This is a genomic window from Nocardioides sp. GXQ0305 (genome assembly GCF_050880345.1).
GTDB lineage: Bacteria > Actinomycetota > Actinomycetes > Propionibacteriales > Nocardioidaceae > Nocardioides.
Genome location: NZ_JBNYXG010000008.1, coordinates 63,865 through 79,621, shown reverse-complemented (window position 1 = coordinate 79,621; position 15,757 = coordinate 63,865). Strand labels below are relative to the sequence as shown.

Annotated in this window: 17 protein-coding genes and 1 tRNA gene; 2 read left to right on the top strand and 16 right to left on the bottom strand. The window is 73.4% G+C overall.

Annotated elements, in window-relative coordinates:
* The first annotated feature begins 192 nt into the window (after positions 1-192).
* Positions 193-1,302, top strand: coding sequence for an aminomethyltransferase family protein (locus ACQ1X7_RS18180; RefSeq protein WP_432479648.1), 1,110 nt, complete (start codon positions 193-195; stop codon positions 1,300-1,302).
* A 37-nt stretch (positions 1,303-1,339) separates the two neighbouring features.
* Here ACQ1X7_RS18180 and ACQ1X7_RS18175 read toward each other — a convergent pair whose 3' ends face one another.
* The 5 genes from ACQ1X7_RS18175 to ACQ1X7_RS18155 all read right to left on the bottom strand — a co-directional run bounded on the left by ACQ1X7_RS18175 (position 1,340) and on the right by ACQ1X7_RS18155 (position 5,842).
* Positions 1,340-1,825, bottom strand: a complete 486-nt coding sequence (locus ACQ1X7_RS18175) for a hypothetical protein (RefSeq protein WP_432479647.1) — start codon at positions 1,823-1,825, stop codon at positions 1,340-1,342.
* Between the two features lie 62 nt (positions 1,826-1,887).
* The gene (locus ACQ1X7_RS18170) at positions 1,888-2,229 is read right to left on the bottom strand and encodes an antibiotic biosynthesis monooxygenase family protein (protein ID WP_432479646.1); all 342 of its coding nucleotides are present in this window, start codon (positions 2,227-2,229) and stop codon (positions 1,888-1,890) included.
* An 11-nt stretch (positions 2,230-2,240) separates the two neighbouring features.
* Complete coding sequence (locus tag ACQ1X7_RS18165; protein WP_432479645.1) at positions 2,241-5,063, bottom strand: ATP-binding protein; 2,823 nt, start codon at positions 5,061-5,063, stop codon at positions 2,241-2,243.
* A 48-nt stretch (positions 5,064-5,111) separates the two neighbouring features.
* Entirely contained in the window at positions 5,112-5,705 is a 594-nt protein-coding gene (locus tag ACQ1X7_RS18160; RefSeq protein WP_432479644.1) for a GNAT family N-acetyltransferase, read from the bottom strand.
* Positions 5,702-5,842, bottom strand: coding sequence for a hypothetical protein (locus tag ACQ1X7_RS18155; RefSeq protein ID WP_432479643.1), 141 nt, complete (start codon positions 5,840-5,842; stop codon positions 5,702-5,704). The genes ACQ1X7_RS18160 and ACQ1X7_RS18155 overlap by 4 nt, the downstream gene beginning before the upstream one ends.
* A gap of 136 nt (positions 5,843-5,978) precedes the next feature.
* Here ACQ1X7_RS18155 and ACQ1X7_RS18150 point away from each other — a divergent pair, with 136 nt between their 5' ends.
* Positions 5,979-6,746, top strand: coding sequence for an SDR family NAD(P)-dependent oxidoreductase (locus ACQ1X7_RS18150; RefSeq protein ID WP_432479642.1), 768 nt, complete (start codon positions 5,979-5,981; stop codon positions 6,744-6,746).
* On the opposite strand, the gene ACQ1X7_RS18145 is transcribed toward ACQ1X7_RS18150, so the two are convergent.
* The 11 genes from ACQ1X7_RS18145 to ACQ1X7_RS18095 form a co-directional block, all read right to left on the bottom strand.
* Positions 6,739-7,137 (bottom strand): hypothetical protein, encoded by a 399-nt coding sequence (locus tag ACQ1X7_RS18145; protein ID WP_432479641.1) that lies wholly within the window; start codon positions 7,135-7,137, stop codon positions 6,739-6,741. The two genes, ACQ1X7_RS18150 and ACQ1X7_RS18145, sit on opposite strands and share 8 nt — an antisense overlap.
* On the bottom strand, positions 7,134-7,505 hold the full coding sequence (locus ACQ1X7_RS18140; RefSeq protein ID WP_432479640.1) for a hypothetical protein: 372 nt from the start codon (positions 7,503-7,505) through the stop codon (positions 7,134-7,136). The genes ACQ1X7_RS18145 and ACQ1X7_RS18140 overlap by 4 nt, the downstream gene beginning before the upstream one ends.
* A 46-nt stretch (positions 7,506-7,551) precedes the next feature.
* Positions 7,552-9,183, bottom strand: coding sequence for an alpha/beta hydrolase (locus ACQ1X7_RS18135; RefSeq protein ID WP_432479639.1), 1,632 nt, complete (start codon positions 9,181-9,183; stop codon positions 7,552-7,554).
* Positions 9,184-9,211: 28 nt separating this feature from the next.
* A complete protein-coding gene (locus ACQ1X7_RS18130; protein ID WP_432479638.1) occupies positions 9,212-10,465 on the bottom strand; it encodes an arginine deiminase in 1,254 nt (417 codons plus the stop codon).
* A gap of 21 nt (positions 10,466-10,486) precedes the next feature.
* Positions 10,487-11,941, bottom strand: coding sequence for a basic amino acid/polyamine antiporter (locus ACQ1X7_RS18125; protein ID WP_432479637.1), 1,455 nt, complete (start codon positions 11,939-11,941; stop codon positions 10,487-10,489).
* Positions 11,942-12,542: 601 nt separating this feature from the next.
* Positions 12,543-12,618 (bottom strand) — tRNA-Ala (locus tag ACQ1X7_RS18120).
* Positions 12,619-12,650: 32 nt separating this feature from the next.
* Entirely contained in the window at positions 12,651-13,304 is a 654-nt protein-coding gene (locus ACQ1X7_RS18115; RefSeq protein WP_432479636.1) for a histidine phosphatase family protein, read from the bottom strand.
* Positions 13,294-13,671 (bottom strand): ribosome silencing factor, encoded by a 378-nt coding sequence (gene rsfS / locus ACQ1X7_RS18110; RefSeq protein WP_432479635.1) that lies wholly within the window; start codon positions 13,669-13,671, stop codon positions 13,294-13,296. The genes ACQ1X7_RS18115 and rsfS overlap by 11 nt, the downstream gene beginning before the upstream one ends.
* Entirely contained in the window at positions 13,668-14,252 is a 585-nt protein-coding gene (gene nadD / locus ACQ1X7_RS18105) for a nicotinate-nucleotide adenylyltransferase (protein ID WP_432479634.1), read from the bottom strand. Before nadD ends, rsfS begins: the two co-directional genes overlap by 4 nt.
* 41 nt (positions 14,253-14,293) lie before the next feature.
* A complete protein-coding gene (locus tag ACQ1X7_RS18100) occupies positions 14,294-14,434 on the bottom strand; it encodes a hypothetical protein (RefSeq protein WP_432479633.1) in 141 nt (46 codons plus the stop codon).
* Between the two features lie 43 nt (positions 14,435-14,477).
* A complete protein-coding gene (locus ACQ1X7_RS18095; RefSeq protein WP_432479632.1) occupies positions 14,478-15,734 on the bottom strand; it encodes a glutamate-5-semialdehyde dehydrogenase in 1,257 nt (418 codons plus the stop codon).
* Positions 15,735-15,757: the final 23 nt, after the last annotated feature.

Below are 15,757 nucleotides of genomic sequence, written 5' to 3'. Positions count from 1 at the left end.
AAAAGCCCCTCGTGCACGAGGGGCAGCCGCGTCGGGGGTGTCTCACCGACGCGGCTAGGTAAGGAGCAGGGACCTGCGCATGCGCCCATGGTAGCGAACCCACCGTCCCCGGGCCCGGTCGCCCGCCCCGGTCCTGGTCTTGAACGGTGGTTCAACCCCGTGGGAGAATGCGCGTCGACCGGAGGGGCGCGAGTGGACGAGAACGACGCGATCAGGTCCGCGTTCCACGAGGTGACCGCTGCCCAGGGCGGTTCGCACGTCGAGGACGGCGGGTGGATGTGGCTCGAGGGGTTCGGCGACCTCGCCCGGGAGTACGCCGCGATCCGCGACGGCGTGGCGGTGTGGGACGTCTCGCCACTGAACAAGTGGGAGCTCCGGGGAGCGGACGCGCTGAGGGCCGCGCAACGGGTGTTCACGAACGACGCGCTCGGGCTCGAGGTCGGACAGGTGCGGTACGGCGCGTTCCTCGACGCCGACGGGCTCATGGTGGACGACGGGACCGTGTTCAACACCGGGCGTGAGGACCACTGCTGGGTGATGACCAACGGCCGCGACCACGAGGAGCACTTCGCGGAGGCGTGGCACGACCTCGACGTGGAGGTCGAGTGGGTCACGCCCTCGATGCCGCACCTCGGCGTGATCGGCCCGCGCTCGCGCGAGGTCGTGCAGGGGCTCACGGACGAGGACCTCGGATCCCTGCGCTACTTCCGGTTCATCCCGCGCCCGGTCCGGGTGGCGGGTGTCGACGTGCACCTGTCCCGCACCGGGTACGGCGGTGAGCTCGGCTACGAGCTGTTCCTCTGCGATGCGGCCGACGCCGGGACGCTCTGGAACGCGGTGGTCGACGCCGGTGTGACGCCGGTCGGCACCGACGCCATCGAGGTCGCCAGGGTCGAGGCCGGGCTGATCGTGACCGGCTACGACTACGACCCGCACGAGCGCACGCCGTACGACGTCAACCTGGACCGCATGGTGCGGATCGACGCCGGGCTCGGGTTCGTCGGCGAGGACATGCTGCGCACCGTGGCCGCCGACCCACCCCACCGCCTCGTGACGCTCCGCTACGAGGCCGACGCGCTCCCCGAGTACGGGGCGGCGGTCACCCGGGACGGCGAGGAGGTGGGGGTCCTCACCAGCCCGGCGGACAGCCCGAGGTTCGGCAAGATCGGGCTGGCCGTCGTCGTGAGCGAGCAGGCGCGGGTGGGGAACACGCTCGCCGTGGGCCTGGGCGGCGGGGTCGTCTCGGCGCAGGTCGACGTGCTGCCGCTCTACGACACGGAGAAGACGCGCCCCCGCTCGTAGCGTCCGAACCCCGGGCCAGGATCCGACCGGTGCTGCGTCACAGAGCGACCAGGGCGCCGATGAACACCGCGAACGCCGACCAGGTCGCCCCCATCTGGAGCCAGTTGATCGAGAAGTACTTCTGCCGCCCGGCTTCCCAGTCCGCCGGCATGGTCGCCGGGTCCCAGGCCAGCATCACCCGGTAGTGCGGCGTCTTCCACACGTTCGAGACGACGATCACGCCCACGAGCACGAGGACGAAGCCGATCGCGGTGAGCACGAACGCGACGGAGCCGCGGTCGTCCCAGAGCAGGGCGAGCGCGAGGACCGGTCCGAGGAACATCACGAGCGACCAGGCGAGGTTGTAGAGCTTGCCCAGTCCGTGGTCCGCGAACCGGAGGAATCCCTCCATGAAGCCGCGGAACCCCGCGCCGTCCAGCTCGGTGAGCATCGGCCGCATGATCGTGCACAGCATCCCCAGCAGCCCGGACGCGAGCCCCGAGAAGAACACGATCACCGCCAGGACCCACTCCTCGGCCGTCATGACGCCTCCCCCTCGTGGCCGTCTCCGCACGCTACGCCGCGGGCCCCCGGCCTGTCGACGCGTCAGCCGGCGGGCTCGCGATGCCAGGCGTGGGTCCGGTCGACGTCGCCGACCGCGATCGAGTACTCCTCGTAGTAGTCGGTGACCCCGGCGCGCTGCGCGACGCGGTGGTCGGGGTGGCGTGCCCAGGCGTCGTGGCTGGCGCGGTCGGCGAACCGCACCAGCGTCACGCGCTCCCCGTCGTCGGCGGTGAACACCTTGTGCTCGACGTACCCCGGCATGGTCCGGGCCAGGGCGCTGATCCGGGCTGCGTGCGCGGCGTACGCCGCGGCACCCTCGGTCCGGAGCCGGGACCGGAACACCGTCATCACCTGGCCCGCGACCGGACCGTCGGGAGTGGTCATGCCGGTCAGTCTCACACGCCGTGCTCGTGGAGGACCGTGGCGAGATCCAGCCGGGTTCCCCGCTCGAGGGCCGCCCGGAACGTCGTGGCGTCCAGCCGCGGACGCACCATCTGGTCCCGCACCAGGGTGAGGTGGATGAACCCCGCGGTGTCGTGGAGCAACGTCCCGGACGCCGCGCCGACCAGCTCGGCGGCACGCTCCCAGTCGTCCCGGTAGCCCGCCGCGCAGGCGAGGGCGAGGACGAAGTCGGCGTCGACCTCCCGGCCCTCCGCGTCGGCGCGTCCGCGGGAGCGCACCAGCTGTCCCCGGTAGTCCCGGCCCTCGACGATGAGGGCGAGGGCACCCCAGTACATGGTCAGCCAGTTCTCCCGCAGGCCGGTCGCAGCGAGGTCGAGCAGCTGCTGGTCGTACAGCCGTCGCAGCTGCGACGCATCGCCGTCGGCGAGGGCCAGCAAGGTGCCCGCCCAGTGGCAGATGTAGCGGTCGTAGTCGCGCTCGCCCGCCGAGTCGACGAGGTCGCGCACCTCTGCGTGCAGCGCTTCGGAGGGCCCCTGCATCCGGACCGTGACCAGCCGGTAGCCCCGCGCGAGCCGGGCGAGGGCGGGTTCGCCCACCTCCAGGGCCCGGCGGGCGGCGGCCTCGAGGCGCCCCGTCGCCCGGGCGGGGTCGTCGAGGTGGACCATCGCCTCGTACACCGCGACCAGCACGGCGGCGCCCGCCTCGGCCGCCCGGTCGGCGAGCCCCATGGCCGCGATGGTGCCGTCGCGCATGGTGCGGACGTCGCCGGCACCGAGGCCGACGTCGGCCCACAGCAGGTGCGCCCAGACGCGGTCGGCGTCGTCGAGGTCGCGGGCGAGCAGGTCGCGGACCCACCGGCGCCCCTCGGCGTACGACACGGCGTTGCGCCACAGGGTGCTGATCCCGATGGCCACGTCCAGCGCTCCCGCGACGTCGCCCGCGGCGAGCGAGGCGTCGAACGCGAGCCGGACGTTGTCGAGGTCGTCACGGCTGCGGGCGGCCAGGGAGGTCGACAGCCACGCGCCGGTGCGGGACGTCGCCGTCGCGCGGGCCACCACGTGGCGTCGCAGCCGCCCGACCGCCTCGTCCCGACCCCCGTCCTCGTCCAGCCGCTGCGCGGCGAACAGCCGGATCGTCTCGAGCAGCCGGTAGCGCCCGGCGGCCCGTTCGTGGACGACGAGGCTCTTGGCGACCAGGTCGCCGAGCAGGTTGGCCGTCTCGGCGGCGTCGCGGCTCCCGGTGACGGCGACCACCGCCTCGAGGTCGAACGACGCAGGGAACACCCCAAGCCGCTCGAAGACCTCGCGGGCGGGCACGGAGAGCAGCCGGTAGCTCCAGTCGATCGTCGTCGCCAGCGCCGAGTGCCGGGCCCCTGCCTTGGGACGACCGCCCACCAGCAGGGTCAGCCGGTCGTCGAGCCGGTGCAGCAGCTCGTCGAGGCCGAGGTGCCGCAGCTGTGCGGCGGCGAGCTCGACGGCGAGCGGGAGACCGTCCAGGCGCTCGCAGAGCAGCGCGACGCGCGGGTCGTCGACGGCGGCCACCTCGGCACCCGCCGCGGCCGCCGCGCGCTCGGCGAACAGCTCGACGGCGCCGCTCCCCAGCGACCCGAGCGGGTGCACCGCCTCGCCGTCGACCCGCAGCGGCTCGCGGCTCGTCACCAGGACCCGGGCCGCGGCGCCCGCGTCGAGGATCGCGTCGACGAGGGCGGCGCTGGCGTCGAGGAGGTGCTCGCAGTTGTCGAGGACGAGCAGCACCTGTCGTGGCCCGAGCGTGCGCGCCAGTGCGTCCGTCCGCAGCGCGCCCTCCCCCTGGACGCCGGCGGCCTCGGCGACGGCTCGGGTCACCGCCTCTGCCTCCTGGACCGGAGCGAGCTCCGCGAGGACGACCTCGACCTCGCCGTCCGGGCCACCCTCGGACTGCGCCCGCCGCGCGTGCGCCAGGGCGAGGGTCGACTTCCCGGCGCCGCCCGGCCCGGTGAGGGTGACGACCCGGTGGCGCTCCAGCAGCGCGGCCACCTCGTCGAGATCGGCTCCGCGCCCGATCAGTCGGGTCCGGGCAGCCGGCAGCACGGCCGGCGCCGGGAGCGACGCCATGGCGCCGGCGTACGGCGAGGGTCCCGTGGCGGGCCCCGCGGGGAGGGCCAGCGCCGCCTCGCGGAGCCGGTGGGCCTCCTCGGGCGGCTGCACGCCCAGCTCGCGCTCGAAGACCTCGGCCATCCGGTCGAGGGCCTGGACGGCGTCGTGCCGTCGGCCCTGGCGGACCAGCTCGCGGACCAGGCCGATCTGGGCGTCCTCGTCGAGCGGGTCGTCGGCCACCAGGGCGTCGTGGAGACCTGCGGCCCGCAGCATCTCCCGGTAGCGCAGGTGCAGCCGGGCCCGCGGTTCCTCGGTCCAGGGCTCGTAGAGGTCGTCCGGGAGGAGCGGTCCGGCGTACAGCGCCGCCGCCGCGGCCGCGGCCCGCGGCGAGTCCTGCTCCAGCGCAGCGTCAGCGGCCGTCTCGAAGCGGGCGACGTCGACCTCGACGTCCGCCCCGGGCAGGAGCGTCACCGACCCCTTGGACACGACGATCGTCCGCCGGTCGTCGAGCGCCGTCCGGGCGTAGCTGGAGGCAGCGTGCAACCGGGCGGCGCCGGTCTCGGGCGGCAGGTCGGGCCACAGCGCGTCGATCACCTGCTCCCGGTGCAGCCGGTGCGACGGCTGGATCGCCAGCAGGGCGACCAGTCGGCTCGCCGACTGCCGGCGCCACGCCGGGGCAGGCACGGGCCGGCCCTCGACCTCGACCTCGAACCGTCCCAGCAGCCGGACCTGGACCCGCATCTCCCCTCCGCCCCCGACCGGCGAGGGCGGGTCCCGCGCCGGGTGGTCTCATCCGACCACCCCGGGGTGGATCCGCCAAGCGCCGGCCCGCGCGAGGTGGACCACGGCGGCCCGGTCGACCAGCGCGGGGTCCAGCAGCTGCAGGCGTCCCTCCCCCTCGAGAAGACCTCCGCTGACGGTGAGCGGGACCCCCACCCGGCCGAGCAGCCGCTGAGACGCCCGGTTGCCCGGCTGCACCACCGCGCGGAGGCGTCGGACGCCCTGGGCCGCGGCCACCGTGGTGACCGCGTCCACGAGTGCCGACCCGATCCCGGACCCGTGGTGGGCGTCCGCGACCTCGAACGCGATCTCCGCGACTCCCGGCTCCTCGAGGACGTAGCGGGCCAGGCCCACCGGTCGGCCGTCGAGGACGGCGGTCCAGGCGACGTGCCGACGGCCGTCGACGTCGGTGAGCGCGGCGAGCATCGGGGCCGGCAGCCGGGGCAGGCCGGTGAGGTAGCGGTGGTGGCGCGACTCCGCGGACATGGCCGCGAACACGGCCTCGAGCGGCGCCGACTCCCCCGGGCCGAGCGGGCGCAGGAGGACGACGCCGCCGCCCGGCAGCGGGGTCCGTACGCCGCGGGCAGCGACGAGCGTGCTCACCTCGCCCGCCTCGGGCGACGCCGGCGCGAGCGGGCCAGGCGCAGCTCGTGGGCCATCAGCCGTCCGGGGTCGGACGCGGTGCGCTCGATCTCGGCGATCTTGTCCCGGGCGACGTACTCGTTCAGGTGGTAGGTCATGGCGGCCTCCTCGTGCTCGTGGTGTGCAGGTGTCCCGAGGAGGGTGCGGCGGGCGCCTTCCCGCGACCTTCCGGCCCGGGGAAGGATCCGGGAGGCACGGAGGCGACCCCGTTCAGCGGCGCACTAGGGTCGCGGCATGACCGACGGAGTGCTCGACCTGTTCCGGCTCGACGGCAAGGTGGCGATCGTGACCGGGGCGTCCAGCGGCCTCGGGGGCGCCTTCGCGCAGGCGCTGGCGGAGGCCGGGGCGGACGTGGCGCTCGGGGCGCGTCGGGCCGATCGGCTCGAGGAGACCGCGCGGCTGGTGCGCGACGCCGGACGCCGCGTGGTCACCGTGGTCACCGACGTCGCCGACCCGGCGCAGTGCCAGGCGCTGGTCGACACCGCGTTCGAGGAGCTCGGCCGGGTCGACGTCCTGGTCAACAACGCCGGCGTCGGGACGGCCGTCCCCGCCACCCGCGAGACGCCGGAGGAGTTCCGGCGGGTCATCGACGTCAACCTCAACGGCTGCTACTGGATGGCGCAGGCCTGCGGTCGGGTGATGGGCCCCGGCTCCAGCATCGTCAACGTCTCCAGCGTCCTCGGCCTGACGACGGCCGGGCTCCCGCAGGCGGCGTACGCCTCGTCGAAGGCGGCCCTGATCGGCCTGACCCGGGACCTCGCCCAGCAGTGGACCGGGCGCAAGGGGATCCGGGTCAACGCGGTGGCGCCGGGGTTCTTCGCCTCGGAGATGACCGACCAGTACCCCGACGGCTACCTCGAGGCGCAGCAGGAGCGGATCCCGGCCGGGCGCAAGGGCGACCCGCGTGAGCTGGCCGCGACCGTGGTCTACCTCGCGTCCGACGCCGCGGGCTACGTCACCGGCCAGACGCTCCCGGTCGACGGCGGGATGACGATCACCTGAGGTCGTCGGCGCCGTGGCGGCGCAGCCACCACAGGCCCGCGAACGGCAGCACCAGCGGCACGAAGCCGTAGCCGGCGCCGAAGTCCGACCACACGGTCTGGTCGGGGAACAGCTCCGGGCTGACCAGCGACACCGTGCCCACGACGACCACGCCCACCGCCTCGAACGCGAGCGCCGCCCAGGCGACCCGGCGGGCGGTCGCCGAGGTCCGGCGCAGGGCCAAGGTCGCGACCAGGTAGACGACCGCGGCGACGAGGGAGAGCGAGTACGCGAGCGGCGCCTCGCCGAAACGGGTCGAGATCTGCACCAGCGACCGGGCCCCCGCCGCGACGGCGAAGACGGCGTACAGCGCGACGAGCACCTGCCGTCCGGTCGACCCGGGGCGGCTCACCGGGTCTGCACCAGGCGCACGACGCAGACCGCGACCGCGAGCAATGCCACCGCCACCACCCACAGCGGCGCCGGCTCGACCTGCGCCTCCGGGTCGTCGGGCGGGGGGCGCCGGGTGGTCAGCAGCGGCACCAGGCCGACGGCTGCGACGGCGTAGCCGACGTGGGTCAGCATGCTCTCCGGGCGGTCCTCGGGCTCGGCGCTCAGCACCAGCCCGATGTCGGCCACGACCAGGACCGCCACCACGATCACCAGCGGGGTCACCGCCATCCGGACCGGCTGCTCGAGGGCGGGGAACCGGGTGGCGGCCACGGCGAGCACCGCCGCCCACGCCAGGACTCCCGCCAGCACCCATGCGCTCACCACCACGCGGTGGAGGCTATCCGGCCGGTTCCGTCGCTGCTCGGGTGCGTCCTCAGCCCGCACCACCGGTACGCCGCGACAGCTCGGCCAGCCGGTCGTCGGGCCACTGGGTGCCGAGGACCTGGTCCCACCCGTAGGCGTGCTGGCCGGAGAAGATGTGGCCGGTCCCGGGCGGAGTGCCGAACCCCAGGGCGAGGTCGGCCGTGACCTGCCAGAAGGTCACGAACGGGATCCAGGTCATGGCGTCGTCGACGTCCGGACCACGCGGTTCCTCGAGCCAGTCGGGCCGGGTCAGCAGGAGGTCGGGGCTCCACCACGTCACCGGGTCGGAGGCGTGCTGCAGGTAGAGGACCCGCGACCCGTCCCACGGCGCGTCGCCCGGCGCCTCCGTCGTCGGGTCGAGCGAGAACCGGACCGTCTCGCCGTCGCGGTAGACGGGCTCGATCTCGGGGCTGCCGGGGTCCCGCTCGTCGATGAACCCGCGGTAGAGCGGGTTGAAGCTCGGGGGGCCGGTGAACAGCGCCCCGGAGAGCCGGTTGGACATGTCGACGTCACCGCTGAAGGCCGCCTCGCCCCCGAACGAGCCGAGGCTCTCCCCGAACACGTAGAGCCGCGGCCGGTCCTCGGGCGGCTGCGCCGACCACTCGCGGTACACCGCGTCGAACAGGGCCCGGCCCGCGTCCCGCGCCCGCTCGGCGTCGACCCACCAGGAGAGCCACGACGGCAGGTGGGAGTACTGCATCCCGACGATCGCGGAGTCGCCGTCGGACAGGTACTCGAAGGAGGAGACCGAGCTCGGCTCGACCCAGCCGGTCCCGGTCGTGGTCACCACCAGCAGGTTCTCGCGCTCGAGGCCGCCGGCGCGGACCAGGTCCTCGACGGCGAGGTCGGCGCGCTCCCGCGTGTCCTCGGCGTTGGCGACGCCGGCGTAGACCCGGACGGGTTCCTCGGCCGGCTCCCCCGTCAGCCGCGTGATCCGCGCCGCGTCCGGACCGCCGGCCACGAAGGTGCGTCCCTCGCGGCCCAGGCCGTCCCAGTCGACGAGGGACTCGTCGCTGCCGGACCGCAGCGGGGTGTCCGGCTGCACCACACCCTGCGGCGTGAGCAGGTCGCCGACGCTTGCCGAGCGGTCCATCACCACCACGACGCTGCGGAGCAGCACGCCGCTGAACACCAGGGCCGTGAGCACCACGACCAGACCCAGCCCGAGCGCCCGGGCGGCGCGTGCGCTGGTGTGGCGCTCCAGCCAGCCCGCCGTACGCCGGTAGAGGCTGCGGAGCAGCCTGCCCAGCCCGACGAGCGCCACGAACACGGCGGCGGCGACCACGGGGGTCAGCAGCAGGGCCAGCACCGGGTTGACCGGGTCGACCCCGATCAGGGCGCTGGACTGCCGGTTCCAGACCAGTCCTGCGACCAGGGCTGCCGGCGTCCCGACCGCGAGGACGACGAGGTAGGCCCGCCACGAGCGTGGCCGGGTCTCACGTCGGTCCCGGTCGCGCAGCTCCCGGACCAGGGCCGCTGCCGTCACGCCCACCAGGTACCCGACCGCGGCACTGATGCCCGCGACGGCCCCCTGGTAGCCCCAGCTGCGGGGCAGCAACGAGGGCGTGAAGGAGAGGAGGGCCAGCACGGTGGCCGGCCAGAGGCCGGCGAGGTCGTAACGGAGCCGCCGCAGCCGGTTCACCCGACCACCGCGTGGTGGTGGGCGGGCATCAGAAGTCCACGGGGTCCCGGACGATGGGGCAGGTCATGCAGTGGCCGCCGCCCCGGCCCCGGCCGAGCTCGGCGCCCACGATCGTGATCACCTCGACGCCGGCCTTGCGCAGGAGGGTGTTGGTGAGCGTGTTCCGGTCGTAGGTGAAGACGACCCCCGGCTCGAGCGCGACGGCGTTGTTGCCGCTGTCCCACTGCTGGCGCTCGGACTGGTAGACGTCACCGCCCGTCTCGATCACCCGCAGCTCCGGGAGCCCCAGCGACCGGGCGACCACGTCGACGAACGGCGTGGACCCCTCGTCCACCACGTCCAGCCCCAGCTCGTTGTCCGCCGGCAGCAGCGTGAACGTGTGGACGGCGTCCATGATCGTCGGGTACAGGGTCACGATGTCGCGGTCGGCGAAGGTGAACACGGTGTCGAGGTGCATCGCGGCGCGCAGCTTGGGCATGCCGGCGACCACGACCCGCTCGGCCGCCCCCCGGGCGAACAGGGCCGCCGCGACCTGGGTGATCGCCTGGCGGGACGTGCGCTCGCTCATGCCCATGAGGACCACGCCGTTCCCGACCGGCATGATGTCGCCGCCCTCGAACGTCGCCTGCGCCCAGTCCTGGTCGGGGTCCCCCCACCAGACGGTCGACCCGAGGAAGTCCGGGTGGTGCTGGTAGATGGCCTTGTAGATCAGCGTCTCGTCCTTGCGCGCCGGCCAGTAGAGCGGGTTCATGGTCAGTCCGCCGTAGAGCCAGCACGTGGTGTCCCGGGTGTAGAGCGTGTTCGGCAGCGGCGGCATCAGGTACTCCCGCGCGCCGGTGGACTCCCGGGCCAGCTCGACGTACGTGGTCCGGAAGTCCTCGGGCAGGTCGTGGGTCGAGAGGCCGCCGATCAGGAGCTCGGCCAGCTCGCGCGGCTCGAGCGACTCGAGGTAGCCGCGGGTGACGTCGACCAGGCCCAGCCCCACGCGGTTCGGCACGATCTTGCGGTCCAGCAACCAGTCGCGGGCCTCGGGGATCGCCATCGTCCGCGCCAGGACGTCGTGCAGCTCGACGACCTCGACCCCGCGGGTCTGCATCTTGTTGACGAAGTCGGCGTGGTCGCGCTGGGCGTTCTCGACCCACATCACGTCGTCGAACAGCAGCTCGTCGTTGTTGCTGGGCGTGAGCCGGCGGTGGGCCAGGCCGGGCCGGCACACGAGCACCTTGCGGAGCCGGCCGACCTCGGAGTGGACGCCGTAGGTCGAGGAGACGCTCTCGGTCATGTCGTTGCCCTTTCTGGGTGCTCAGAGGGTGATGCTGCCAGTCCAGAGCCCGACGGCGCCGAACACGCCGCCGGTGACGATCAGCGCGAACAGGCCGATCTCGGCCGGGGTGAACAGCCGACGACCGTGCTCGCTGCGGGCCTTGACGTAGAGCAGCGAGGCCGGCGCGAGGAGGACGGTCATCAGCAGGACGAACTTCAGCCCGGCCGCGTCGAACAGGAACAGCGTGTACGCCGTGGCGGCTCCGGCGAACAGCGTCTCCTTGCGGCGGACCCGGGGAGCCACCTCCTCGTACGACTCCCCGGTCAGGCCGAGCTTCAGCGCGTACGCCGCCGCGAGCAGGTACGGGAGCAGGGCGAGGCTGGTGGCGAGGTCGAGCATGAAGTTCAGCGCGTCGTTGACGAAGAGGGTGAGCCCCAGCAGCGCCTGGACCCCGAGCGAGGTGACGACGAGCGCGGTGATCGGCGTGCCGTGGGAGTTCTCCTGGCCGAGGAACGCCGGGAAGTCGTCGGCCCGCGCCGGGATGTACATCACCTCGGCCGCCATCAGGGTCCAGGCGAGGTATGCGCCGAGGACCGAGATGACCACGGCGGCGCTGATGAAGACCTCGCCCCAGTCGCCGACGACGTACTCGAAGACGCCGACCATGGACGGCTGGCGGGTGTCCGCGAGCTCCGGCTGCGGCAGCACGGAGTAGCTGGACAGGGTGACCAGCGCGAAGATCGACAGCACGCTCAGGAAGCCGAGGACGGTGGCCCGGCCCACGTCCTCCCGGCGCTTGGCGTAGCGCGAGTAGACGCTGGCGCCCTCGATGCCGATGAACACGAACGTCGTGATCAGCATCGTGTTGCGGACCTGCTCGTCGAGGCTGCCGAGGTCGCCGTACCCGTACGCCGTCCAGTTGTCCGCGACGACCTCGGGGTCCAGGGCGAACAGCACCACCACGATGAACACCAGGATCGGGATGATCTTGAGCACGGTGACGATCCGGTTGATGACCGCGGCGTCGCGGACCCCTCGGGCGATGAGGTAGTGGAACAGCCACACCCCGACCGTGGAGACGGCGACGGCCAGCACCGTGTCGCCGTCCCCGAAGCCGTCGAAGAAGGCGCCGAGGGTGGCACCGATGAAGACCCAGTAGAAGGCGTTGCCCGCCACCGAGCTGGCCCAGAAGCCGATCGCCGAGTTGAAGCCGGCGTAGTCGCCGAAGCCTGCCTTGGCGTAGATGAAGACACCGGAGTCCAGCTCGGGCTTGCGGATCGCGAGGTTCTGGAAGACGAAGGCCAGCATCAGCATCCCGGCCCCGGCGATCGCCCAGGCGATGAGCGAGCCCAGGATGCCGGTCGCCACGCCGAAGCGGGCGGGGAGCGAGAAGACCCCCGCCCCCACCATCCCGCCGACCACCATCGCGGTCAGCGTCGGCATGCTCAGCTTGGCGACGGCGCCGCCCGGCTCGGCCTCGGTCTGCGCGCTCACCGGCCACCTCCTCTGCCCCCGCACCAGCGGTGGTCGAGGGCGCTGCCCACGGTGGCCGTCGACCGGACGGGTCCGCCTCACGACAATCGGGGGAGTTCCGGCCCGGGGTCGAGGTGCGAAGGCCGCCAGGCCTGAGCCTCGAAAACTCCGAAAGGGTGGCGACCGCGGTGGCCCCGGCCCTGCCCACCGTCCCGGAGTTTCGAGGCTCCGCCGCGGGCGGCCTCGCACCTCAACCTCCGACACGGATCAAGACCGCGGCCGGCGGCCTCGCACCTCAACCTCCGACACGGGTCAAGACCGCCGCGGGCGGCCTCGCACCTCAACCTCCGACACGGGTCAAGACCGCCGCGGGCGGCCTCGCACCTCAACCTCCGGCACCGGTCAAGACCGCGGCCGGCGGCCTCGCACCTCAACCTCCGACACCGGTCAAGACCGCGGCCGGCGGCCTCGCACCTCAACCTCCGACACGGATCAAGACCGCGGCCGGCGGCCTCGCACCTCAACCTCCGACACCGGTCAGGACCGCCGCGGGCGGCCTCGCACCTCAAACCTCCGGCTAGACGCGACAAGAGCCGGGCGGTCACGGCCCGGCTCTCGAAGTTGGTGGAGCTGAGGGGACTCGAACCCCTGACCCTCTGCATGCCATGCAGATGCGCTACCAGCTGCGCCACAGCCCCAGGTCGCTGCCGTACGGCAACGGAGAGAGATACTAACGGCCTGCCTCGTCCGGGACGAAATCGGGTCGCAGGTTCCACGCGAGCAGCTGCCAGCCCGCCGCAGGGCCGTCCGTCTCCAGGATCGCGACCGCACAGTTGTCGAGCCCACGCAGCTGCTGGGTGTGGTGCTGCGGCCAGCCCAGGAGGTCCAGCACGGTGACCTTGAGCGCAGCGCCGTGGGTCACCACCACGGCGGTCCCGGCCGGCGGGAGCGCGGTCACGACGTCGTCGTAGGCCGGCAGGGTCCGCGCCAGGACCTCGGTCGTGTCCTCGGCGCCGGGCAGCTCGGCGCGGCGCTCGCGCACCCACGCGGCGTGCTCGTCGGGGTGGTCGGCGGCGAACTCCGCCATCGTCATCCCGGTCCGGGCCCCCACGTCGAACTCGCGGAGCCGGGGGTCGAGGCGGGCCTCCAGGCCGGTCTCCTTCTCGACGTACGCCGCCGTCTGGCGCGCCCGGGCCAGGTCGGAGGACCACAGCGCGACGGGGTCGAAGCCCGCTACCCAGGGGGCCGCGGCGCTCGCCTGTGCGTGCCCCGTGTCGTCGAGCTCGACGTCGGCGTGGCCCTGGGCGCGGCCGGTGGCGTTCCATGCGGTGCGGCCGTGCCGCAGCAGCACCAGGCGACGGCCGCTGCCGCCGTCAGCGCTCACCCGACACCACGTCGGCGGGGAGCGGGATGGTCGGGCAGTCCCGCCACAGCCGCTCCAGGGCGTAGAACTGTCGCTCCTCCTCGTGCTGCACGTGGACGACCACCTCGCCGTAGTCGAGCAGCACCCAGCGCCCGTCCCGCTCCCCCTCCCGCTGGACCGGTTTCGCCCCCAGCTCGCGGAGGGCGTCCTCGATCTCGTCGACCACGGCGCGCACCTGCCGGTCGTTGCTCCCGGAGGCGAGCAGGAAGGCGTCGGTGATCACGAGCTGCTCGCTCACGTCGAAGGCGAGGAGGTCGGTGGCGAGCTTGTCGGCGGCTGCCCGGGCAGCGGCGTGGACGAGCTCCACGGCACGGTCGGTGGCGGTCATGTGTCTCTCTGCGGGTGGTAGAGGCGGTGCTTGGCGATGTACTGGACCACGCCGTCGGGCACCAGGTACCAGACGGGCTCGCCCCGCTCGGCGCGGGAGCGGCAGTCGGTCGAGGAGATGGTCAGGGCCGGGATCTCCACGAGGGTGACCCGGTCGTCGGGGATCCCGCTCAGGCTCGAGGCGTCCATCCCGTAGCCCGGGCGGGTGCAGCCCACGAAGTGGGCCAGCTCGAAGAGCTGCTGGGCGTCGCGCCAGGTGAAGATGTCGGTGAGCGCGTCGACGCCGGTGATGAAGTAGAGCTCTGCGTCGGGGAGGGCCACGCGCAGGTCGCGCAGCGTGTCGATCGTGTACGTCGGCCCGTCGCGGTCGACGTCGACGCGGGACACCCAGAACCGGGGGTTGGCGGCGGTCGCGATGACGGCCATCAGGTAGCGGTGCTCGGCCGGCGACACCACCCGGTCGGACTTCTGCCACGGGTCGCCCGTGGGGACGAAGACCACCTCGTCGAGGCCGAACCAGGCCTGCACCTCGGAGGCGGCGACCAGGTGGCCGTGGTGGATCGGGTCGAAGGTCCCGCCCATCACGCCGACGCGGCGGGGCGGGGACGCTGCGGTGGGCGCGTTCAGCTGTGCTCGCGTCCCCCGCCGAACGCGACCAGCGCGCCCAGCAGCAGCACGAGGATCAGCAGGATCCCGATCCCGACGCCCCAGCTGAGGGCCTGACTGACTTCGTGCTCCTCGGCGGCCACCACGGTCATCGACATGCGGGCCATGCTACCGGTGGCGTGTCCCCGGGGCGGACGCGCGTCACCGCACGTGTCCGTCCCCGGTGACGACGTACTTGGTCGTGGTCATCTCGGGCAGTCCCATGGGGCCACGGGCGTGCAGCTTCTGGGTGCTGATGCCGATCTCGGCGCCGAAGCCGAACTCCCCGCCGTCGGTGAACCGGGTCGAGGCGTTGACCAGGACCGCGGCGGCGTCCACCTCGGTGGTGAAGCGCCGCGCCGCACCCAGGTCGCGGGTCACGATCGCCTCGCTGTGGCCGCTGCCGTGGCGGTGCACGTGCTCGATCGCCTCGTCGAGGTCGGCGACGACCCGGGCGGAGATGTCCAGCGAGAGGTACTCGGTCCCCCAGTCCGCGTCGGTGGCCGGGACGACGCCCTCCTCGGCGGCGAAGGCGGCGTCGCCGTGCACCGTCACGCCCTCCTCCTGCAGGGCCTTCGCGACGCGCGGCACGAAGTCCGGCGCGACGTCCTCGTGGACGAGGAGCGACTCCGCCGCGTTGCAGACCGACGTTCGCTGGGTCTTGGCGTTGAGGACGATGGCCAGCGCCTGGTCGAGGTCGGCCGCCGCGTCGACGTAGACGTGGCAGTTGCCGACCCCGGTCTCGATGACCGGGACCGTCGAGCCCTCGACGACCGAGCGGATCAGCCCGGCTCCGCCCCGTGGCACGAGGACGTCGACCAGCCCGCGGGCCCGCATCAGCGCGACGACGGTGTCGCGGGTGTCGGCCGGCACCAGCTGCACGACGTCCGGGGGCAGTCCCCCGGAGGCGGCCGCGTCCCGCAGCACCGCGACCACGGCCCGGTTGGAGCGGGAGGCGCTCGACGAGCCGCGCAGCAGCACGGCGTTGCCGGACTTCAGGCAGATGCCGGCGGCGTCCGCAGTCACGTTGGGCCGCGCCTCGTAGACCATCCCCACGACGCCGAACGGCACCCGCACCTGACGCAGCTCCAGGCCGTTGGCCAGCGTCCGGCCGCGCACCACCTCGCCGACCGGGTCGGGCAGGCCGGCGAGGTCGCGGAGTCCCTGGGCCATGCCCGCGACCCGCGCGTCGGTCAGCCGCAACCGGTCGAGGATGTGGTCGGGAGTACCGGCGTGGGAGGCCACGGCCAGGTCCTCCTCGTTGGCGCGCAGCACCTCGTCGCACCGGTCACGGAGCCTGTCGGCCATGGCCTGCAGCACCCGGTCCTTGTCGGCGCGGGTCGCCAGACCGAGTGACCGCGAGGCGAGGCGGGCGCCGGTCGCGAGGTCACGCACCACGTCCTCGGGCGAGCCGTTCACGCCCTCGAGGTTAGTGGCCCGAG

Coding starts and splice junctions, on each gene's coding strand:
- nadD (WP_432479634.1), bottom strand. CDS start 14,252: ATGGGCGGGACCTTCGACCCGATCCACCACGGCCACCTGGTCGCCGCC.
- ACQ1X7_RS18175 (WP_432479647.1), bottom strand. CDS start 1,825: ATGACGGCCGAGGAGTGGGTCCTGGCGGTGATCGTGTTCTTCTCGGGG.
- ACQ1X7_RS18130 (WP_432479638.1), bottom strand. CDS start 10,465: ATGACCGAGAGCGTCTCCTCGACCTACGGCGTCCACTCCGAGGTCGGC.
- ACQ1X7_RS18150 (WP_432479642.1), top strand. CDS start 5,979: ATGACCGACGGAGTGCTCGACCTGTTCCGGCTCGACGGCAAGGTGGCG.
- ACQ1X7_RS18155 (WP_432479643.1), bottom strand. CDS start 5,842: ATGACCTACCACCTGAACGAGTACGTCGCCCGGGACAAGATCGCCGAG.
- ACQ1X7_RS18170 (WP_432479646.1), bottom strand. CDS start 2,229: ATGACCACTCCCGACGGTCCGGTCGCGGGCCAGGTGATGACGGTGTTC.
- rsfS (WP_432479635.1), bottom strand. CDS start 13,671: ATGACCGCCACCGACCGTGCCGTGGAGCTCGTCCACGCCGCTGCCCGG.
- ACQ1X7_RS18165 (WP_432479645.1), bottom strand. CDS start 5,063: ATGCGGGTCCAGGTCCGGCTGCTGGGACGGTTCGAGGTCGAGGTCGAG.
- ACQ1X7_RS18100 (WP_432479633.1), bottom strand. CDS start 14,434: ATGTCGATGACCGTGGTGGCCGCCGAGGAGCACGAAGTCAGTCAGGCC.